Here is a 21,931-nt window from a genome sequence, read left to right as displayed (position 1 = left end):
TTCGCGTAAAATAGTTAACATTACGGAAACAGAATAAGTTATGAGAAATTATGCCCTTTATTTTTCGAAAATAATTTTATTACTGGTTTTTGGAGTTGCGTTAAGCAGTTGTGAAGAGAAATGTGGTCCCACCTTAAACCCGCTCCTAACCGAAACAGAAAAAGCTTTTATTGCCAACCAACCCGGCGACACATTACATTTTGAAGATAATGCTGGCGAGAAATACTATATGGTTTGTAAAAATAAAACCCTGGCGGCTAGCGGCTTTTCTCATACCGGCCATAATAATCCGTGCGAAGATACGGATGTAAGGTGGGATAAGCTTGTTGCTGAATTTGAAGGAAACATATTAAATGATCAGAATCAACCAATTTCGCTACGGATTAAAATTGAAGGCGGATATCAACCTTATGATCCAGGTGGTCTTGAATTAAACCCCGCGTGCAACTCAAACTACAAATGTTTCTTTTACCTTATTTTTAACAATTCGGAAAAAGGACTTTATCAACCTCAAACTTTCTGGGGCAGAACGGAAGGAAGCTTATTTCCGGTAATAATAAACTATGGTTTTAAATCAGAAATAATGTTAGGCGGTCAGAAGTTTCAGAAAATAAATACGAATAGTATTGCCAATAAGTGTTCCGGCGAAACAAGTTTGGTACCTGCGGGCCTAGATAGTGTTTATTATTCCACTCAATACGGTTTGATCAGGTTGACAACAGTTGGCGGGAAAAAATACCAGCGGGTTTTATAGAGCAAAACCTAAGCAAAGCATTGCATGGGTGGTTGGTCAGCGGCCGGATAACCGGTTTAAGGTTAGTGAGAAAACGGAGGAAGTTTTGGAAGTTTGGTTTGAGGGGAAATGAAAATAGCTTGTTAAAAACACTCTCTCTGTAACATCTTCCGTGAATAATGGTTATTATTCAAAATTTTAATACCAATTATGAAGCTGTTTGCCACTCGTACTTTACAAGTAATGATTCTCCTGTTTATAGGGAATATATTAGGAGGCTGCTTGCGTGAAGATTGTGATCCACAAAAGAAGCCTTTATTAAGCGTAACGGAAAGAAGCTTTATTCCCAATCAACCTGGTGACACCCTGCACTTTCTGGATAATGCAGGCAATAAATATTTCCTGGTTTGTAAAAATAAAGACCTGGCGCCGGTAACGTACGTACCTCTCGGGCATGAAAACACGCCCTGCGAATCTGTTTATGAAACTTGGGATAAAGTTACGGCCCATTTTGAAGGAAATATTACAACCGACCGAAACCAACCTATTTCGCTCGAAGCCCGCATTGAAAGTGGCGACAACCCAAATGATCCGGGCATTATGAAGCCGTGCAAATCGAATTATAAATGTTCTTTCTACCTTTTTTTTAAAATTTCACAACAATATAATAATGAACAAATTTATTTAGGAAAAACAGAAGAAAGCTTATACCCAATAATCGGCAATTTTAATTTTATACCGCAAATATCCTTTAACGGACACCAATTCGGTAAATTAGTTACTGCCAGTATTTCCGACAGGTGCTCCAGCTATGAACCTTTCTTAACCGGAGGTGGCTCCGTAAATAGTCCACTTGGCCTTGACAGCATATATTATTCTGCGAAACAAGGATTAATTCGGTTAACAACCATAGGCGGAAAAAAGTATCAGCGGATTTTATAGATCAAAACGCTATCCTTTTCCCCTCAAAAACTCCCCCCATTAAAAAACCACAAAAAACGCGCGCCGCTTTCCGGTTTTTTCCTAATTTTACCCAACCGAATTTATTACACATAAAAACCTGAATATAATGAAAGTAACCGTAGTTGGCGCCGGTAACGTGGGCGCAACCTGTGCCGATGTACTGGCCTACCGCGAGATCGCGAACGAAGTAGTTTTAGTTGACATCAAAGAAGGTTTCGCCGAAGGCAAAGCGCTGGATATCTGGCAGAAAGCCCCGATCAACCTGTACGACACCCGTACCACCGGCGTAACCAACGATTACAGCAAAACTGCTAACTCCGATGTAGTAGTAATTACTTCCGGCCTGCCGCGCAAACCAGGCATGACCCGCGACGATCTTATTTCTACCAATGCGGGCATCGTTAAATCTGTTACCGAAAACATCATTAAATACTCGCCGGAAGCTATCATCATCGTGGTTTCTAACCCGCTGGACGTAATGACTTACGCGGCACACTTAACTTCCAAACTGCCACGCACGAAAGTTATGGGTATGGCCGGTATTCTGGATACTGCCCGTTACCGCGCTTTCTTAGCCGAAGAACTGAACGTATCTCCTAAAGATATTCAGGCGGTATTAATGGGCGGCCACGGTGATACCATGGTTCCACTGCCTCGTTACACTACCGTTGGTGGTATTCCGGTAACGGAGATGATTGCCGAAGATAAACTGAAAGCTATTGTTGACCGCACTAAAAATGGTGGTGGCGAATTAGTAAAACTGATGGGTACTTCTGCCTGGTATGCACCGGGTTCAGCAGCTGCGCAGATGGTAGAAGCTATTGTTCGTGACCAGAAACGCGTATTCCCGGTTTGCATTAAGCTGGAAGGCGAATATGGCATCAACGGTACTTATCTGGGCGTTCCGGTAGTATTAGGCAAAAACGGTATTGAGAAAGTGATCGAACTGCAACTGAACGAAGACGAAATGGCGCTGTTAAAAGCCTCTGAAAAAGCTGTTCGTGAGGTTATGGATGTGTTAGATAATATGCCAGCAGCCGTTTAATTAGAAATTGAAAATTAGGAATTAGAAATCATTTCTGGTTCTAACTAGAAAAGCAGCTTCGGAAACGGAGCTGCTTTTTTTATTCTTTGTCTGAAAACGATTTTTAGGATTTATGTATGGACAGGATTTTGTTTTGAACAGGCTTCATCTTTAAAAGCAAGCAACAGCAAATCAACCACCCCCAACCCCTCCTTTCCAAGCAGGGAGTTATCAGATATCGCAGTTCACATGTAGGGACAGGGCTTGACCTGTCCGCACGCATTGCAGATAAAAAACGGTATGCTTTAAGGCTCTAAAAGTCAACTAGAAATACTGAAGAAGAATAAACCACTGAAGTAAAAGCTCCCTTCCTTTACAAGGAGGGGTTTGGGGTGGTTTTTTCACGTATCCAAAATCCTGAAATCCATTAATCTGACGAATCCAAATTCAGACAAAAAAGGTCACTTCACCAAACTAACCTTAAACTTCTTCCCTTTGATACGCCCCTGCCCTAACTTCTCAATAATGGCATTGGCTTGTTTCTGCGGAATGGCAACGTAACTAAAGCGCTCCAGCACCTCAATCTTCCCGATCTGCTCCATTTTCAAACCGGCTTCGGCAATTAAAGCACCTACAATATCGCGCGGGCTGATCTTGTCTTTTTTGCCGGCAGTTATGTGAATGGTAGTAAAAGTAGCGGTTTGGGTTTTGGGTTTGGAAACGGCAGCCGTGCGCTGGAATTTTGAAACCGGCAGCCATTCGTCTATTTTAACTTGTTCCCATTCGCGTAGTTTTGCTTCCTCTTTTTCAGTAGCCAAGGTGTAAACCACGCCACTTTTACCAGCCCGGCCGGTGCGACCGCTACGGTGTAGAAACGCTTCTTCATCGTGGGGAATCTCGAAGTGGATAATGGTGGTGAGGGCGGAAATATCGAGGCCGCGGGCCGCTACGTCGGTGGCTATTAGAACCGGGATGGTGCCGTTGCGGAAAAGCAGCATGGTTTTGTCGCGGGCGGGTTGTTCCATGCCACCGTGCAGTGGTTTAGCGCCGATCTTTTTGCTTTGCAGAAATTCTACCAGCCCATCTACGGCTTCGCGGGTGTTGGCAAAAATTACCGTTCCGGCGTGATCGATGCTGTTCAGTAAATTCAGCAGAATGGTTTCCTTTTCTTCCGGCTTTACTTTTATGCCTAAGAACCGGATCTGGTTTGGGTTGGCGGCTTTGGAAACCTGTAACATTTTGGGTTTGTTCAGCGAACGCACTACCAACCCTTTCACTTTATCGGGCATGGTGGCGGAGAATAGAATGCTCTGGCGTTTTTTGGGCAAGTTGCGCATTAGTTGGTCCAGTTCTTCCTGAAAGCCCATTTCCAGCAATTTATCGGCTTCGTCCAGAACCAATTGCTTGATGTGTTTCAAATCGATGGTCTGGCGGTTCAGGTGGTCCACAATTCGGCCGGGCGTTCCTACCAATATTTGCGGCGGGAAAGCCAATGAAGCTGTTTCTTCCGAAAATTTATGGCCTCCATAAAATGCCCCGATCTTCAAATTCCGCAGTTGCTGACCGTAAAGTTTAAGTTCTTTCTGCACCTGCACGGCTAATTCTCGGGTAGGTACAATTATCAAGGCCTGAATTTGCTGCAGATCGAGTTGAACGGAATTCAGAATTGGTAAACCAAAAGCTGCCGTTTTTCCACTTCCGGTTTCGGCCTGACCGGCTACATCATGGCCTTCCAGCAAAAGCGGAATAGCTGTTTCCTGGATAGCAGTTGGAGTGTGGTATTTCATTTCCTGCAAACGTTGCAGAAGTTCGGGTTTCAGATTTAGTGCGTCGAAAACGGCCATAAGTGTTTCTTAAGTAAGCGCAAAAGTACGCAATATAATTTTGAGCTTCGGTTTACGACTTTTTTTGTCTGAAATGGTAGCTTTTTTTAAACAAAAAACCTGTGAAGTTTTAAAAAATTCACAGGTTTAAAGCAATTTTTCGAGTCATAAGCATAGCGTTTTAAACAACAGTAGCGTAGGGTTTAAACCCTACGCTACTAATTTTTCGGCCCAAAACGATACCGTTTTTTAATGATTAATTGTTAATGAATAATGAGTAATTGATACTCCGGATTGCAAACAAAAAATTAATCATTCATAATTATTCATTAATCATTACTCACTTCTGGCTGGCGCGGAAGAGTTTTTGCTTTTCTTCTTTCGTTAAGCTTTCGTAACCCGATTCCGAGATTTTATCCAAGATGATATCGATCTCTTTCTGGTCGGGGCGAACATTGCCGGAGGTGGTAGTGGTGCTGCGGGTGCGCGGGCCGGGATTGGTGAAGGTGGCTTTCATTTTAGGGCGACCGGCGGCCAGGTTGCTGAAAAAATCGCCGACTGCGTGTACAGGTTTTCCGAGATCGTTGCCTTTTTGAAGCTGTTTGATGAAAATGAAACCGATGAGCGCGCCACCTAAGTGGGCAATATTTCCGCCGGCATTATCACCAACGGCGCCGGAAATGGACAAAATTACCAGAAAAGCGGCAATGTATTTAATGCGCACCGGACCGAGTAAGATCAGGTTAAACGTATAATCTGGCAGTAACGTAGCGGCGGCTAAAATAATGGCTAACACGCTGGCCGAAGCTCCGATCATGACAGCTGTTGCCGCACGTGCTTCGAAAAAAGGCACCAGATTATAGAATAACAAATACAGAATTCCGCCGGCTAAACCGCCTAAAATATAGAGACTTACCACTTTTTTATTCCCCAGATATTCGCGCACCAGAAACCCGAACCAATATAGATTCAGCATGTTGAAGATGATGTGCAGGAAACCTTCGTGGGTGAAAAAGTAGGTAAAAATGGTCCAGGGTTTGAACAGGAACCGCATAATGTGCGCCGGCAAACCCAGGTTTATAGTTACGAGTTCGTAAATAACGCCGTAGCCAACCAGATACGAAATGGTGCGCAGCAAAATTAGCGTAACAAACACGATCACGTTTATCATGATCAGTTTGGTTACCGCGTTGCCGCCCTGCGTAAAAACGCGTTTTATATCGTCGAAGATCGAAGTCATAGAGAATTAGTAGAAATTTTTCCGGTCGTGGCGTTCCCAGAACTTTAGCAGAATATACGCAAAAAGCATCCCGCCGAGGTGCGCAAAATGGGCTACATTATCGCCCGGATTACGGGCCAGACCGGCATACAGTTCGTATGCGCCGTAAAAAAGCACAAAATATTTCGCTTTTATAGGGAACGGGAAAAATAACAACATCAGTTCGGTATTCGGGAAGAGCATGCCAAAAGCCATTAAAAGTGCGAAAACCGCACCGGATGCACCTACCATTTTGCCGTTCTGAACCAAGTCATTGTAAACACTTTTCACCGATTCTATTGTTGCCTGTACCATGGCCGGGTTATCGGCTTCGCGTTTGTATTGCGCTACCGCTTCCGGATTGTATCTTCCGCCTAAGTGTTCATCCAAAAACTGGCTGAATGCCAACGGGCTCGGATTTTCGGTATAAACGGCAACATCTTTTTTCATGTCCATTATTTCATAAGTCCGGATGCCCTGATAAAGCAAGCTTGCACCCAATCCGCAAACTAAATAAAAGACCAGGAAACGATTTCCGCCCCAACGGTATTCCAGCATCGGTCCGAAAATGAACAAACTGAACATGTTGCTGAAAATATGACCCCAGCCGGCGTGCAGAAACATGTGCGTAAATAACTGGTAACCCCGGAATTTATCAGACTGAAAACCATAAAGGGCAAATTGTTGCATGGCTTCCGGAAAAATGAAATTGGTCATGATAAAAATGACCAGGTTCATGATGAGCAGCGCTTTTACCGTAGGGGTGAGTTGGAACATTTTTTTAGTGATTAGTGAATAGTGTTTAGTGATTAGTGAGAAAATGTGAATATTGAAGAATGACTTTTTAACGTTAAAAACATATCGTTTTAAGATTTCAACTAATCATTATTCATTAATCACTAATCACTACTTAAAAAACTCCTGCAGCCGGTCTTTGTCCAGCATTACGAGGGTTTTGTGACCGTCGGGCGTGTAGTTGGGCGTTTGGCAGGCGAAAAGTTTGTCTACCAGCGCGTTCATTTCCAGGTCCGACAGGCGGTTGCTGAAGCGGGCTGCCACACGTTTGGCCATGGCGCGCGCCAGGCTTTCGCGTTTGCTTACCTTTAAACCGCTTAAGTTGTTTTTATATTGTTCGAGCAGGCTTTCCAGCAGTTCTTTTTCGGAGCTTTGCGGCACGTCGGCCGGAATGCCGTTTATGAGCAACGTATTGTGGCCGAACTCGCTGAACTGAAAGCCAAGATCCTGAAATTCGGCGGAAAGCTCTAAAACCAAACTATAATCGGAAGGCGAAAACGAAATGGCCTGCGGGAAAAGCAAGGTTTGCGAAACGCCGGTCTTTTTATCTAAAGCGCTGCTGAATTTTTCGAACAAGATCCGTTCCTGCGCCGCCTGCTGATCTACTAGCATAATGCCCGATTTTACCGGCACCAGCACAAATTTGTTTTGCACCTGGATGGCCGCTTTGCTGCCCGCTTTTTCAGAATTCATAGCCGAAGGAAACGTGAGCGGCTTGGTCTCAACGGGTTCGTCGCCAAAATCGAGGCCAGCCGGTAAGCTGTCGTTTTTCGGAAAAGTGGGTTCGCGGCGGCTTACTTCGTAGAGTTGCTCCCAGTTTTGCGCGTTGCCACTTTTCGGGCCCGAAACCATAGCATTATAGCTGCGCGCCTTTTCAAAACCACCAAAATCAGACGTGCTTGTGGGTTGCAGGCGAACGGGGTTCAAAGGCGCAAAATTCACATCGCCATCAAAATCTAAAGAAGGCGCAATGTTGTGCACGCCCAGCGATTTTTTCACCGCCGACTGCACAATGGCGTAGATCACTTTTTCGTCTTCGAACTTGATCTCGGTTTTGGTGGGATGCACGTTAATATCAATGCTCTGCGGCTCAATTTCGAGGAAAAGTACGTAGAACGGATGGCTGTCTTTCGGTAGCAACCCTTCGTAAGCGTTTATCACGGCGTGGTTCAGGTAAGCACTTTTTATGAAACGATTGTTCACAAAGAAGAACTGTTCGCCGCGCGTTTTCTTGCTGAATTCGGGTTTGCCAATGTAGCCATGCACCTGCAAAACATCGGTATTTTCTTCCACACTGGCCATCTGCTCTTTGTAATTATTCCCGAACAGATTAATAATGCGCTGGCTCAGTTTTCCGGCCGGTAATTTATAAACTTCGGAATCGTTCTGATAAAGCGAAAAAGCAATTTGCGGATTTGCCAAAGCCACGCGCTGAAATTCATCCAGAATGTGGCGCATTTCTACCGCATTGGTTTTCAGAAAGTTTCTTCGGGCCGGCACGTTAAAGAACAGGTTTTTAACCGAAATGGAAGTTCCGTCGGGCGCGGCCACGTGTTCCTGCGAAGTGATCTCTGAATTTTCGGCTAAAAGCAAGGTTCCGGTATCGGCGTCGCGCTTTTTGGTTTTAAGTTCTACCTGCGCAACGGCGGCAATACTGGCCAACGCTTCGCCCCGGAAACCCATGGTTTTGATGCAGAAAAGATCTTCGGTGGTTTTAATTTTAGAAGTAGCGTGGCGCTCGAAACTCATGCGGGCATCGGTTTCAGACATGCCGTGGCCGTTATCTACCACCTGAACAAGTTGTTTTCCGGCTTCTTTTACAATAAGCTGCACCGACGTGGCTCCGGCATCAACCGAATTCTCGAGCAATTCCTTCACCACCGATGCAGGCCGCTGCACCACTTCCCCCGCCGCAATCTGGTTCGCTAAATATTCGGGCAATAAACGGATAATATCTGCCATGTGGCACTGAAAACTTAAAAATGGAACGGGAACTTTGCAGCAAGTTAAGGCATTAAAAACAACCGCTTTACTCCCCGTGATAAAATTTATTAGTAATATTGCAGACTAATTGCCCCAAGACTTTTTTACCTAAAAACGCTATCGTTTTCCGGCGAAAAACTTGTTCTGCCGGAAATGTATGAATCCGGCTTCGGGCAGCGTTAATTTACTGAGGCCGGCCTCTTAAAAGTACCGGTACTTGGTTCGCTAAAGCCAGCTTTTGTACGGAAAAACCGTATGCAACTGGCCCGGAAAAGTAAGGAAACGCTGAAATTGCTGCTGCACAAAATTAGCCGTAATTCCGACGTATTCAAATTTTAGAAGTTCAGTACCTAATGCGTAAGTTATTTCAGATAATAATTCTTTTGTCTTTGCTTGGAGGGGTGGGTTCGCTTATGTCGTTCAATACTTCGGAAGATAACCTGTTGGTAGTCCGTGAAAAAAGCTGGGTCGACAGCGTTTTCATGTCCCTGACGCCCGACCAGCGGCTGGGCCAGCTTTTTATGGTGGCCGCTTATTCCAACAAAGACGAAAATCATTATAAAAAAATTGACCAGCTGGCCCGCGATTATAACATTGGCGGCCTCATGTTCCTGCAGGGTACTCCTTACCGCCAGGCTGTTTTAACGAACCGCTACCAAAGCCAGAGCCGCGTGCCCATGCTTATCTCCATGGATGCTGAATGGGGACTTTCCATGCGCCTCGATTCTTCCATGCACTATGCCCGCCAGATGACCTTAGGTGCATTGGACGATGAACGTTTGATCTATTTAATGGGCAAAGAAATTGCGCTGAAAATGAAACGTTTAGGCGTGCATATCAGCTTTTCGCCGGATGTAGATGTGAACGTAAACCCGGCCAACCCGGTAATCGGTAACCGCTCTTTCGGCGAAAGCAAGGAACAGGTAGCTAAGCGCGGCGTAGCTTATCTGAAAGGCTTGCAGGACAACGGCATTATTGCGGTAGCCAAACATTTCCCCGGCCACGGCGATACCGATACCGATTCGCACCTTGCTTTGCCCGTAATTACTGCCGACCTCGCCCGCCTGAATGAAGTAGAATTATACCCATTCCGGAAAACATTTGAAGCCGGCGTTATGGGTGTAATGGTGGCGCACTTATACATTCCAAAGATCGACAGCACGGCTAATCAGGCTTCTACCTTATCTAAAACGCTGGTTACCGGCTTGCTGAAAGAAAAAATGGGTTATGAAGGTCTGATCTTTACCGATGCGCTGAATATGAAAGGCGTAAGCAGCTTCTACAAACCCGGCGAACTGGATGTAATGGCGCTATTGGCCGGTAACGACGTTTTACTTTTCTCGGAAGATGTGCCAACGGCCATGGTTAAAATAAAGGAAGCCATTGCCGCCGGAAAAATCACTCAGGAAGAACTGGATCTGCGCGTAAAGAAAATTCTGAAAGCGAAATATTTTGCCGGCCTGAACAAATACAAACCAATTGTAACTAAAAACCTGGCAGCCGAAATCGATAAACCGGTAAGCACCGTGGTGCAGCAGGAAATCTACGAGCGCGCTACTACCGTAGTCAGAAACAAAAGCAACCTGCTTCCATTCCGAAATTTAGATACCATTAGTTTCGCTTCGGTTACCATTGGCATTACGCCCGATAACCAGTTTACCCGCACGTTAGATAATTACGCGCCTTTCACTAAACTGAACGTTCCGGACCGCTTTGCGCCAGATTCGATCTTCGATAAGCTTTACCCGAAACTCCAGGGCTCTGATATTGTAGTGGTAAGTATTCATGGCATGAATAACACGCCGCTGAAAGATTTCGGTATTGGCGAAGGCACCCGCAATTTTATTAAACGCCTGCAAATGAACGGTGCTTATAAAGTAGTGGTAACGGTAATGGGAAATGCTTACAGCCTGAAACAATTCGATTCGAGCGATTGGCTGGTTTGCGGATTTGAAGACAATACGGTTTCGCAGATGGTAGTGCCGCAGATCTTATTTGGAGCCTTGCCTGCCCGTGGCCGTATCCCGGTTACGGCCAGCGAAAATGTAAAGATGGGAGCCGGTGTTTCTACGCCAGCCATTAACCGTCTGCGTTATGCTACACCCGAACGCGAGGGCATGGATTCGAACATTCTGAAAGGGATTGATAATATTGCGCTTGAAGCCATTGCTTACGCCGCTACGCCTGGTTGTCAGGTACTTGTAGTGAAGAATGGTGCGGTAGTTTTCAACAAGGCTTACGGCCATTATACCTACGACAAAGCTCAGCAGGTTACCAATTACACGCTCTACGATATTGCTTCGGTTACCAAAGTAGCTTCTACCCTGCAGGCCATCATGTACCTGAAAGATCAGGGCAAAATTAACCTCGATGAACGCATTGGCACATATTTACCGGAGCTTCGCACCACGAATAAAGGCGGTCTGATCATCCGTGATATTCTGATTCATCAAGCGGGTTTGCAACCGTTTCTGCCTTTCTGGAAGAACACCGTTGACGATTCGCTGAAGCCGGAATACTATGCCCGCGAAAAATCTGCTGATTTCCCACACGAAGTAATTCCGGGTGTTTATGCTACCAAAACCATGGAAGATTCGCTGTGGCGCTGGACCATAAAATCGAAATTGATCTCGAAAAAACAAGGCGCTTTAAAATACGAATACAAATACAGCGACCTGGGTTTCTTTATGCTGAAAAAGCTGGCCGAAAAAATGCTGAAGCAGAACCTGAACGAATTCATGGATCAGAATTTCTACGCGCCGCTCGGCTTAACAACCATGACCTTCAACCCATTGGCTAAATTCCCGCGCGAACGCATTGCTCCCACCGAACAGGATAAATACTTCCGGAACAGCCTGGTGTGGGGCAATGTGCACGACCAGATGGCAGCCATGAGTGGCGGCGTTGCTGGTCACGCGGGTTTGTTTTCGAACGCAAATGACCTGGCCGTGCTCATGCAAATGGACCTGAATAATGGTAATTACGGCGGAAAAAAATACTTCAAAAACCAGGTGGTGCGCGAGTTTTCAAAACGGCAGAACAAGGAAAACCGTCGCGGTTTAGGCTGGGATAAAATGGATCCGGCGGGCAACGGCCCAACTTCCGACCTCGCGCCGCCAAGCACGTTCGGCCACTCCGGCTTTACGGGAACCTGCGCCTGGATAGACCCGGCTAACAAAGTGATCTACATTTTCCTTTCAAACCGGGTGCACCCGGATGCCGAAAACAACAAGCTCGTAAAATACAACATCCGGACGCGTATTCACGATGTGGTTTACAAATCCATCATTCCGAAATCGTAGTCTGGTTGATAGTTGTTGGTTTATATTTATGAGTGCCGGGAGTTATCTTCCGGCACTTTTTTGTTGCTTAACCATACCGTTTTTAACTCAGCTTTTACTTTTTCTCCGAAAACCCTACCATTTTTAATTTAGTTGTTAGTTTTTTGGCTGAAAACCATACCATTTTTCTTTAAAAGCAGTTTATTGAAAGATACCGGCTTGCTGTTTAAAATAACCCAAACTTTAAAGCAGCCGTTTGCTTTCTCTAAAATAAAATTGCTATTTCCGGCTTCGAAAAAAAATTTCACAATGAAAATAGGTATAGTTTGTTACCCAACTTTTGGCGGCTCCGGCGTGGTAGCCACGGAGTTGGGCAAAGCGCTGGCGCAGAAAGGCCACCAGGTGCATTTTATTACCTACAGCCAACCCGCCCGCCTCGATTTCTTCAACGAAAACCTCTTTTACCACGAAGTTTATATTCCGGATTACCCGCTTTTCCATTATCCGCCTTACGAACTCGCATTAGCCAGTAAAATGGTAGATATCGTGAAGTTCGAAAAACTGGATGTGCTGCACGTGCATTACGCCATTCCGCACGCATCGGCGGCATATATGGCCAAGCAGATCCTGAAAACGCAGAACATCAATATTCCGGTTATTACCACGCTGCACGGCACCGATATTACGCTCGTCGGCAAAGATCCGTCGTTCGAGCCGGTGGTTACGTTCAGCATCAACCAATCCGACAGCGTTACTTCCGTTTCTGATGATCTGCGGGTGGAAACCTACAAGTATTTTAAGGTTGAGAAAGAGATAGAAGTAATTCCGAACTTTATAAACCTGCAACGTTTCCGCAAACAACCCAAAGAACATTTCCGGGCGGCCATTGCTCCTTTCGGCGAAAAACTACTGGTGCATACTTCCAATTTCCGCCAGGTAAAACGGGTGGAAGACGTGATCAAGATCTTTGCCGAAGTACGCAAAACTGTTCCGAGCAAATTGCTTTTAGTAGGCGATGGTCCGGAACGGCCGGGCATTGAAAAACTTTGCCGCGACCTGAACATTTGCCAGGATGTGCGCTTTTTAGGCAAACTCGAAGCCGTGGAAGAAGTGCTTTCCATTGCTGATCTTTTCTTGATGCCTTCAGAAAAAGAAAGCTTTGGTCTGGCGGCTTTGGAAGCGATGGCCTGCGAAGTGCCGGTAATTTCTTCGAACGCGGGCGGTATTCCGGAACTTAACATTCAGGGCGTAACCGGTTTTCTGAGCGACATCGGCGACGTGGATGACATGGTAAAAAATGCACTTTTTGTGTTAAAAGACGAAAATCTGCCGCGTTTTAAAGCTGCTACTTTAGTCCACGCCCAGGAATTTGAAACGGATAAGATCGTTCCGCTTTACGAAAAATGCTATCAGCGTGCCGTAGAAAGTCAGAAAGAATCGGTAACGGCGCAAGCTTAAAACGGTAGGGTTTCAGGCAGAAAAACTAAAAGCCAGCTTCTGAAAAAGGAGTTGGCTTTTTTGTTGTAAAACGGTAGCGTTTCGGGCAGAAAAACTACTTTAGAAAAATTTTAACATTCTTTAAAATGTGAAGCAGCGTTTGTAATATTTGGCTTGTCTGTTAAAAGAACGCAAAACGATAACTATGAAAAAAGCACTTATCCTCCTTCTACTTGGAATTTCTTTAAACGCTTTCAGCCAGGGTACGCAAACCGAAGGAATTTCTGTGAGTAACCTGGATGTTTCAAATATCAACCCTGGCATTTTAGCAAATGGTGATATGTTCAATACCTTAGATTTTACCAGCAGACCTTATCCTTCTACCGGTAATTCTGCCTTTGAAGTACCTCGTGGAAGTGGGAAACACACTATTTTTGCCGGGGCACTCTGGATTGGAGGAAAAGACCAGCAGAATAATCTATACGTTGCATCACAAACATATCGACAGGGTACTCCGCATTCAGATGCAAATAACTGGCCAGGGCCTATAGGTAATATACATAATCCATCACATACCGCTAAATATGATAAGCTTTGGAAAATAAGTAAAGCCGAGATTCAGAATCACATTGCCAATTACAACAATTCTAATTATTCCATGCCACAAGCAATTGCTACCTGGCCGGGCAATGGAAATACGGCTAATGGCGAAGCGGCTAAACTTGCTCCGTTTATAGATCTGAATAATGACGGTATTTATTCGCCAACGCAAGGTGATTATCCCAAAATCAATGGTGATCAGGCAATCTATCTCATTCTGAACGATAATGGAAATGTGAAATATCCAACTTCACCCTCCATGCATGCCGAAGTTCATGTGATGCATTACGGTTACGATAACCCAAATATTGCGGCCATTTTCAATACGCTCTTTACCGAATACCGTATCATAAACCGCGGCACCATTAACTTGCAAGATTTCTATGCCGGTATTTGGATCGATTTTGACCTTGGCAATTATGGTGACGATTATGTAGGCTGTGATACTACTCAAAACCGCTTCTTTGCCTATAATGCAGATAATTATGATGAAGATAGCATTATCACAATCGATCCATATAATGGGCAACAACAAGTTTCATATCTAAACAGCTATTACGGTGCAAACCCACCTGCGCAATCAGTAATCTTTTTAGATAAAAAAATGAGCCATTTTATGTATTATTATCATGATTCGAATCCGTATTATGGATACCCGAATCGTGCCGCTGGATATTACAATTATTTGCGCGGACACTGGAAAATCGGCCAGCGATTAACATATGGCGGAGTAGGAACTGATTCCCTGAATGCTCCGGCAAACTATATGTATCCTGGCAATCCTGTTACAGGAAACGGCTGGTCAGAAATGAATAATTTAACTTCCTCCGTTACAAATGTTCCGGGTGACCGACGCGGCGTTGGTTCCATTGGCCCATTCAATCTGAACGCTGGCCAGGAACTAAAATTTACGGTAGCTTATAATTACAGTAGAGGAAGTTCTAATCTTAACAGTCTGGTAACAGCCGCCCAGGATGCCCAGACCGTGCATAATTTCTTCCGAAACTCAGTGGTAAGCTCAACCAAGTCTGAAAGAATTCAGCAAACCCTGAAACTTTTCCCGAACCCGGCCAACGACCTTCTGCAGATTCAATTGCCGGATTCGTTTGAAAACAAGGATGCCATTATTGCTATTACCGATTATACCGGCCGAATTGTATTGAAAACTAAAACTGCTAAAGCTAACCAGAACCAGCAACTCGATATTTCAAAGCTCAGCAAAGGCATTTACCAGGTTACCGTTACTTCCGAAAAACAAACCATTACGTCTAAGTTAGTTAAGCTGTAATACGGTAGGATTTCTGAGCTGAAAACTGCTTCAACCCTGTGAGGTATTTAAAACTTCACAGGTTTTTCCGTTTAAAACGGTAGTGTTTCGGGCAGAAAAACTAAAAGCCAGCCTCTTATCAGAAGCTGGCTTTCTTATGTAAAAACGCTATGGTTTCCGGTTAAAAAACCTGGTTTATCTCTTTTTTCATCACCGTAATGGCGTGCGCGGTCGGGTCGGTTTCCTGTGCGATGATGGTTTCCAGAATACGTTTGGCCAGATCGGTGCCTTTGCTTTTGTCCTGCATTTCGTGGTACGATTTATTAATGAGGGTTACCACATTTTCTTTTGCACTCTGAATTTTCTCCCAGGTCACGTCGGTCATGTAAATTTGCTGCGAAAGGTTGTGGTTGTATTCGTTCCGGATGTCATTAATAAGCATGCGGTGGTAATCGGAAGCGGTGTGGCCGCTGCTGCTCACGCGAATAAGCAGGTTACTCGGCGTAATGCGTTCCAGAAAAAGGGTCATCCTTTCGTAAGCCTGCAGGCGGATCGGGAGCACCGTTTCGGCGTTTTTCATGCGTAATTCCAGCAAGCGGAGTTTATAATCGCGGTCTACGTAGCTTTTTACCAGGTAATACATGCCGGCGAGCAGTAAGGCAGAAGGCAGAATAATTTTCAGCAGGTCGAAAATGAGTTCGGAAGTGTTCATTAAGGGTTAGATTTTTAGCGTTCTAAATATCGGAATATTTTTGAAATCATTTCAGCAATATTCGCGTTTTAAGAAAATACGGAACAGATTTTTTCCGGAATTTATTTCGTATTTTTACGCATCAAAACTGTAGAACATGGAAACTTCAACAATAAAAAAAGCGCCGATCACCATTACTGAGAAGGCGTTGGCGGAAGTAAAGCTTATCATGCAAGATAAAAACGTGCCGGAAGGCTACGGCCTGCGCATTGGCGTACAAGGTGGCGGTTGTTCGGGTATGTCTTACTTATTAGGTTTCGACAAAGCCAAAGAGGCCGACGAAACGTTTGACCTGGACGGTGTAACGCTGATCATGGATAAAAAGCACGGCATGTACGTTATGGGCATGGAAGTAGATTTTCAGGATGGCCTGAACGCCCGCGGCTTTACCTTCAACAATCCGCAAGCTAAAAGCACCTGCGGTTGTGGCAGCTCATTCTCCGCATAAGCAATAAAAAACGCTATCGTTTTAGCACAAAAAAGTCCGGCCTGAAACAAGCCGGACTTTTCTTTTGCCCTTTCAGTACGATTTCGGTGCATCTTCCGGAACCACCAGCAAAAAATCAGCTTTATTCCGGTTTTCCTTGTCCAGTTTTTTCAGTTCTTTCTGGCTCAGGTTTGAGATCGTCATAATCTTCAGATCGGGTTTCAGCTGCTTCAAGTACCAGTAAATTCCTTCAAAATTATCGGAATGGTACGAGCCGTTGAAGTGCAGGAATTTCTGGCCCGGCTGTAAATTCTTCAAAATAAAATACGCCATGGTGGCATCTTTCAGCGCCTGCGCGGCTACCATTTTACTGCCCTTCTCCCCCATGCTGTGCGAACCGCCAAACATGCTCAGCATATTTTTATAACCCGGTAATTCATAATCTATCTTGTAAGGCAGCGGCGCCATAAATTTCTGAGCATCAGGGCTGAAATTCGGTAAACTTTCTACCCCAAAATTGGCTACCGCAGCTGCATAACGCCTTGGCACATTGGTAGCAATAAATTTCAGATTATTGGTTTTAGCGAAAATAACCAGCGGTTTATAATCAGAAGCATAATTGCTCCAGAGCCGCGATTCGGCTTCAAAATTTTTCTCCGGAATCTGGCCGGCAAAATATTCGTTCAGCACCAGCTGCACATCGGCTTCAAACATTTCTGCGCCTAAAACCAATTGGTTGCCGTGGGTCTGAAACAGTTTTTGGGCTACTTCCAATTGCAACGCGTGCGCTATAGAATCGTTATGCTGCTCCCCGAACAAAATCACATCGGCTTTGGCCAGTTCCTGCAACATTTTATCGCGGTCGGTAGCTTTGCCTTCTTTGGTAAACAACTGGTAAGCCTGTTTTTCTTTCATAGCAAGCAACAGCAAAACGAAAGGCAGAAAAGTTAAAAAGCGCTTCATATGTTCAGAAAAACGGTAGGGTTTCGGAGCTAAAAACTACGCTGCTGCTCAAAAGCACCAACTATAGTAGAAGAAAAGTATTATAAAAAACGGTAGGGTTTGGAGCAAAAAAAGTAGCGGAGGGTTTAAACCTTCCGCTACTTTTTTAACCTTTATAAAACAACCATTTACTCAACTCGCGGTAATTCACTTTTTTACCATACATCAGAATACCAACGCGGTAAATTCGGCCGGCCAGCCAAACGGTAAAGAAAAATCCGGCAATGAGTAATACCATAGAAAGCACCAATTGCCAGGCAGGCACGCCAAAAGGCACCCGCATCATCATAGAAATAGGCGAAGTTAAGGGAATGATAGACATCCAGAAAGCAACGGGCCCATCCGGATTCTGAATGATCATGGTTTGCGAAACGACCAGCGAAAGTATGAGCGGAATGGTAATGGGCAGCATAAATTGTTGCTTATCGGTTTCATTATCAATCGCCGAACCGATAGCTCCAAGCAATGCACCGTAAAGCAGATAACCACCCAGAAAATAAAACAGGAAACAACCCAGAATAAGCGGAATGTTCAGGCTGTTCATGGCCGACATCAGTTCGTGCATTTCCTGGGCTTTATCTACATCTTTCACGTTTTTCATGGTTTCTTCAATTTTGTTATCGGAGAAACGGTCCAGCTGAAAACGGGAAGAAACGAACGTAAAAATACCAATTGAAAGCATGATCCAGAGCAGGAATTGGGTTAAACCAACGGCAGCAACGCCCACAATTTTCCCCATCATCAGCTGAAAAGGCTTCACCGATGAAATGAGCACTTCTACGATCCGGTTGGTTTTTTCCTCAATTACCCCGTTCATAATTTGCATGCCATACAGGAAAATGAAGAAATAGATAAGAATACCGCTGAACAAACCAATAATGGTGGTTACGCCGGTATTGCTTTTCTTTTCGCCGGTTTCGCTCAGGTTTACGGTGCCGATATCTACTTTGGCCTGCATTTTTTCTACCACCGCTTTATCCAGGCCGGAACGGGCAAATTTTTCCGTTTCAATTTCTTTTTCGAGCATTTTTTCCAGCTTATCCTGCAATTTGAGGCCGCCGTTGGTAGAACCATAAAGTTTAATGCCCGCAGGTTTGTCCAGGTCTAATTTTGGAATGTAAAGCAATACCGTATTTTCGGCATCGAGCACGTGTTTTTTAGCCAGTTCCAACGGCCCAGGCACCACTTTGAACTTCACGTCTTCTTCGTTCTTCAGTTTTCCTGCAAACAGGCCGGTTTCATCCAGCACTTCAATGGTTTTAGCTTCATCGGAAATGGTGGTAAGCCAGATCGGCACGATCATGGTGGCTGCCATTAACAAAGGCCCGAGCACCGTCATAATCAGGAAACTTTTTTTCCGTACCCGGGTCCAGTATTCACGCTGTATTATGAGCCAGATCTTATGCATGGAGTTCTTCGGTTAAAGTGGGAGTTGGAATATCTTTGGCGGTTACGGTCTGAATAAAGATCTCATTGATACTCGGGATCTTTTCCATCAGGCTGTGAATTTCCACCCGGTCCAGCATGTAACGCAGCAATACATTCGGGCTTTGGTTATCTAAGATCTTTACCGTAGCCCGGAAGTGGCCGTTATGCTCTGTTTGTTCCACTACCTTAAAATCGGGCGAAGCGAGCAGCAAATGGCCTTTTCCTTCTACCATATAGGTGTTGGTCTTGTAACTGTCACGAATAGCTTTAACCGGACCGTCAAGCACTTTTTTAGATTTATTGATAAGCGCAATGTTGTCGCAAAGCTCTTCCACAGACTCCATGCGGTGCGTGGAAAAAATAATGGTGCAGCCTTTTTCACGGAGCTCCAGAATTTCGTCTTTAATAATGTTGGCGTTCACCGGGTCGAAGCCGGAAAAAGGTTCGTCCAGAATGATTAGTTCAGGCTCGTGCACTACGGTGGCAATGAACTGTACTTTCTGCTGCATGCCTTTGCTCAGGTCTTCTATATTTTTATCGAGCCAGCTCCGCAGATCCAGTTTATCGATCCACTTTTTAATGCGGCTGGTGGCTTCGGCTTTGCTCAGGCCTTTGAGCTGCGCTAAATAAAGCAGTTGCTCGCCCACTTTCATTTTCTTGTAAAGCCCACGTTCTTCCGGCAAATAACCCATATACCGAATGTGATCAGGGCGCAATTTTTCCCCTTTAAAAAGCACCTCGCCGGTATCGGCGCCGGTAATCTGGGTAATAATACGAATGAGCGAGGTTTTACCGGCACCGTTCGGACCCAACAGCCCAAAAATGCTACCCTTCGGAATCTCGAAACTGACCCGATCGAGGGCCAGATGGTTGGCGTAGTTTTTACTGACTTCTTTTATCTGCAACATAGTTTTTGTGCGGAAAACGCTAGGGTTTTGTATTGTAAAACTACGGTTTTGCGCCGAATCTGCAAGCAGGAAGCATAATTTTTGGCTGATGATGAAAATGAAAATTACTGATTCTGAATGTCCTTTAACATAAAACTGCATCAACAACAAGGTATATTTGAAAGGCAACTTTAATCCTGTAACTTAGGGTTATCAATTGGCCTTTTACTTTATGCGCAAGTTACTTTTAGTGCTTTTTTTCCTACCCTTTTTCGCCTGCAAACCCGAAACTGAAAACCCGGCGCCCAAGCCCGATAAATATTTGATAAAATACATGTCCTATCCCATTAACTTTTTCATGGGTCCGGAACCGCTGGTAACGCTATCGTACAACGCAAAGGGTCTGGTAAGTAAAAGACAGGGCGGTTTTATTCAGATCAATCCGAATACAGGTTTTAGCTCCATTTTCCGCGCGGAACTTTACGAAGAGATAAGCTATAAGGGGCACGAGATCAGCATCATACAGAAAGATCCGGAAATAACTTTTGCCAATGAACCTAAACGGATATTCCTGAACTCCTGGGGCCGGATCGCGAAGATCATCCGGCACGACCCCATGAATACTAACCACCCGTACGATACTACCCAGTTTTTTTATGCCGGCCACAAACTACTTTATACCGAGCACAAAGACCGCAGCATTTCTACTACAAAGCACTTCATTTTCGATGCAGTAGGGAATCTTCAAAAAACCGAAACCTTAAGCTTTGATCATTACCTGCAGGATACAATTTATACAGAAACGGAAACGTTCGGCAATTATGATCAGGCTGCCAACCCGCTGAAAAACCTGGCTATTTTCGAGGAAATATTTTTACGATCCTTATCAAATCATAATTTCAGAAGCTATACCCGCCACCGGAAAAACCGCTACGGCTTCGTATATCAATCGGCTGAACAATCCTGGACATTCAATTACGATGAAAATGGAAACGCAATATTTTACGAATAAGGCATTTCATACTTTTTCTGCTCAAAACCCTACCGTTTTCAAACCTATAAAGTACTCAAAATACTGCCTATGAAAATCAACTTTAAGCTCAGCCTTTTTGTCTTTGCGCTTGCTTTCCTTCAGGTTTCCGGAGCATTTGCCCAACAATACAAACCCGAAGATTTTGGTTACCGCATCCTGAAAATGCCTTTTAAGAAAGATACCGTAGAGCTGGTGGTAAATTCAAAAAAGGGTGAAGAAAACCTGCGCAAACCCGTAATGCTGATCGAAAAAGGCTCATTGCCTAGTCCGTTGCTGTCGGTATATGATGGTCAGGGTATCAATTCCATTATGCCTTTTGACACCCGCATTCTGACAAAAGATTACCACCTGGTTTTTGTGAGCAAGCCCGGTGTTCCGGTAATGGTGAACGTAAAAAATATTACCAACCGCGGCGAATATAACGACCCGAAGACCGGGCATTTTCCGGCAAAATACCAGGAACTTAACAACATAGATTATTATGTAAACCGCGACGCGCAGGTTTTAAAATTCCTGAAAAAGCAGTCTTGGGTAGATAAAAGCAGAATGGTAATTGCCGGGCATTCCGAAGGCGGAACCATTGTAGCGAAGCTGGCTACGGTTTCTAAAGACGTTACTCACGTGATCAGTTCCAGCGCTAATCCGTTCGGACAAATGGCTTCCATAATACATTCCTGCCGGCCATACGATGATTCGACAAGAAATTACACCCGTGATATGTTTGATTACTGGGAAAAGCTGGTAAATAAATCGCCAGAACTTCAAACACCTCCCGGCAATACCCTGGAGCAACAATACAAATATGAGTTAAGCGCGAATCAACCTTCTTTCGAAAATTTCCAGAAAATAAAAGTGCCGGTTTTGGTTACCTATGGCGCGAAAGACAATTGCACACCATACAACGACTACATGCGCATTGCCATGATCCGCGATAAAAAGAAGAATTTTACTTTTAAAGATTATCCCGGTTTAGAGCACAATTACTTTAAAGTAGATGCAAAAGGCGAAGGCATTCCGGATAGAGGAATTGGCTGGACCCAAACGGCCAAAGACTGGAAAGCCTGGCTGGATAAGAATTAAACGTTTCCGACTTTTTGGACCCAAAAGTATAGCGTTTTTGAAAAGACTGCTGACTTTTTCTGCCTGAAACCCTACCGTTTTTAAATCGAAAAAGCCGTCCTGAAGAATTTCGGGGCGGCTTTTTCTTACAAACAAAAACTAAAACAATAAAACAGGGTA

General features: G+C 44.6%; 17 protein-coding genes. 9 read left to right on the top strand and 8 right to left on the bottom strand.

Annotated elements, in window-relative coordinates:
* Positions 1-40: 40 nt before the first annotated feature.
* From ACFPIB_RS02090 to mdh, 3 genes are all read left to right on the top strand, one after another.
* Positions 41-754 carry a hypothetical protein gene (locus tag ACFPIB_RS02090; protein WP_378015761.1) on the top strand — a complete coding sequence of 238 codons (714 nt, stop codon included), beginning with the start codon at positions 41-43 and terminating at the stop codon, positions 752-754.
* A 189-nt stretch (positions 755-943) separates the two neighbouring features.
* Positions 944-1,675 (top strand): hypothetical protein, encoded by a 732-nt coding sequence (locus tag ACFPIB_RS02085; RefSeq protein WP_378015760.1) that lies wholly within the window; start codon positions 944-946, stop codon positions 1,673-1,675.
* A gap of 127 nt (positions 1,676-1,802) precedes the next feature.
* The gene (gene mdh / locus ACFPIB_RS02080; protein WP_378015759.1) at positions 1,803-2,741 is read left to right on the top strand and encodes a malate dehydrogenase; all 939 of its coding nucleotides are present in this window, start codon (positions 1,803-1,805) and stop codon (positions 2,739-2,741) included.
* 440 nt (positions 2,742-3,181) lie between these two features.
* Here the strand turns inward: mdh and ACFPIB_RS02075 are convergent, their stop codons facing one another.
* The 4 genes from ACFPIB_RS02075 to mutL all read right to left on the bottom strand — a co-directional run bounded on the left by ACFPIB_RS02075 (position 3,182) and on the right by mutL (position 8,558).
* Positions 3,182-4,564: a DEAD/DEAH box helicase gene (locus ACFPIB_RS02075; RefSeq protein ID WP_378015758.1), complete on the bottom strand. Its 1,383-nt coding sequence runs from the start codon at positions 4,562-4,564 to the stop codon at positions 3,182-3,184.
* A 319-nt stretch (positions 4,565-4,883) separates the two neighbouring features.
* Positions 4,884-5,783, bottom strand: a complete 900-nt coding sequence (locus tag ACFPIB_RS02070) for a rhomboid family intramembrane serine protease (protein ID WP_378015757.1) — start codon at positions 5,781-5,783, stop codon at positions 4,884-4,886.
* A 6-nt stretch (positions 5,784-5,789) separates the two neighbouring features.
* On the bottom strand, positions 5,790-6,578 hold the full coding sequence (locus ACFPIB_RS02065; protein ID WP_378015756.1) for a rhomboid family intramembrane serine protease: 789 nt from the start codon (positions 6,576-6,578) through the stop codon (positions 5,790-5,792).
* 129 nt (positions 6,579-6,707) lie between these two features.
* Positions 6,708-8,558 carry a DNA mismatch repair endonuclease MutL gene (gene mutL / locus ACFPIB_RS02060; RefSeq protein WP_378015755.1) on the bottom strand — a complete coding sequence of 617 codons (1,851 nt, stop codon included), beginning with the start codon at positions 8,556-8,558 and terminating at the stop codon, positions 6,708-6,710.
* A gap of 374 nt (positions 8,559-8,932) precedes the next feature.
* Here mutL and ACFPIB_RS02055 point away from each other — a divergent pair, with 374 nt between their 5' ends.
* The 3 genes from ACFPIB_RS02055 to ACFPIB_RS02045 all read left to right on the top strand — a co-directional run bounded on the left by ACFPIB_RS02055 (position 8,933) and on the right by ACFPIB_RS02045 (position 15,185).
* Entirely contained in the window at positions 8,933-11,881 is a 2,949-nt protein-coding gene (locus tag ACFPIB_RS02055; protein WP_378015754.1) for a glycoside hydrolase family 3 N-terminal domain-containing protein, read from the top strand.
* Between the two features lie 288 nt (positions 11,882-12,169).
* A complete protein-coding gene (bshA, locus tag ACFPIB_RS02050) occupies positions 12,170-13,318 on the top strand; it encodes an N-acetyl-alpha-D-glucosaminyl L-malate synthase BshA (protein WP_378015753.1) in 1,149 nt (382 codons plus the stop codon).
* 184 nt (positions 13,319-13,502) lie between these two features.
* Positions 13,503-15,185: a T9SS type A sorting domain-containing protein gene (locus tag ACFPIB_RS02045; protein ID WP_378015752.1), complete on the top strand. Its 1,683-nt coding sequence runs from the start codon at positions 13,503-13,505 to the stop codon at positions 15,183-15,185.
* Between the two features lie 160 nt (positions 15,186-15,345).
* On the opposite strand, the gene ACFPIB_RS02040 is transcribed toward ACFPIB_RS02045, so the two are convergent.
* Positions 15,346-15,876: a DUF7935 family protein gene (locus ACFPIB_RS02040; protein WP_378015751.1), complete on the bottom strand. Its 531-nt coding sequence runs from the start codon at positions 15,874-15,876 to the stop codon at positions 15,346-15,348.
* A 136-nt stretch (positions 15,877-16,012) separates the two neighbouring features.
* On the opposite strand from ACFPIB_RS02040, the gene ACFPIB_RS02035 reads away from it, so the two are divergent.
* Positions 16,013-16,363, top strand: a complete 351-nt coding sequence (locus ACFPIB_RS02035) for a HesB/IscA family protein (protein WP_378015750.1) — start codon at positions 16,013-16,015, stop codon at positions 16,361-16,363.
* 72 nt (positions 16,364-16,435) lie between these two features.
* Here the strand turns inward: ACFPIB_RS02035 and ACFPIB_RS02030 are convergent, their stop codons facing one another.
* The 3 genes from ACFPIB_RS02030 to ACFPIB_RS02020 all read right to left on the bottom strand — a co-directional run bounded on the left by ACFPIB_RS02030 (position 16,436) and on the right by ACFPIB_RS02020 (position 19,680).
* Positions 16,436-17,305 carry a ChaN family lipoprotein gene (locus ACFPIB_RS02030; protein WP_378015749.1) on the bottom strand — a complete coding sequence of 290 codons (870 nt, stop codon included), beginning with the start codon at positions 17,303-17,305 and terminating at the stop codon, positions 16,436-16,438.
* 145 nt (positions 17,306-17,450) lie between these two features.
* Complete coding sequence (locus tag ACFPIB_RS02025) at positions 17,451-18,752, bottom strand: ABC transporter permease (RefSeq protein WP_378015748.1); 1,302 nt, start codon at positions 18,750-18,752, stop codon at positions 17,451-17,453.
* Positions 18,745-19,680, bottom strand: a complete 936-nt coding sequence (locus ACFPIB_RS02020; RefSeq protein WP_378015747.1) for an ABC transporter ATP-binding protein — start codon at positions 19,678-19,680, stop codon at positions 18,745-18,747. The genes ACFPIB_RS02025 and ACFPIB_RS02020 overlap by 8 nt, the downstream gene beginning before the upstream one ends.
* 211 nt (positions 19,681-19,891) lie before the next feature.
* On the opposite strand from ACFPIB_RS02020, the gene ACFPIB_RS02015 reads away from it, so the two are divergent.
* Positions 19,892-20,671 carry a hypothetical protein gene (locus ACFPIB_RS02015; protein WP_378015746.1) on the top strand — a complete coding sequence of 260 codons (780 nt, stop codon included), beginning with the start codon at positions 19,892-19,894 and terminating at the stop codon, positions 20,669-20,671.
* Positions 20,672-20,740: 69 nt separating this feature from the next.
* The gene (locus ACFPIB_RS02010) at positions 20,741-21,772 is read left to right on the top strand and encodes an alpha/beta hydrolase family protein (protein WP_378015745.1); all 1,032 of its coding nucleotides are present in this window, start codon (positions 20,741-20,743) and stop codon (positions 21,770-21,772) included.
* Positions 21,773-21,931: the final 159 nt, after the last annotated feature.

The sequence above is a fragment of the Adhaeribacter terreus genome (assembly GCF_042657365.1).
Taxonomy (GTDB): Bacteria; Bacteroidota; Bacteroidia; order Cytophagales; family Hymenobacteraceae; genus Adhaeribacter_A; species Adhaeribacter_A terreus.
Note: the sequence above shows the minus strand (reverse complement) of the source record. Positions and strands in the feature narration are given on the sequence as shown.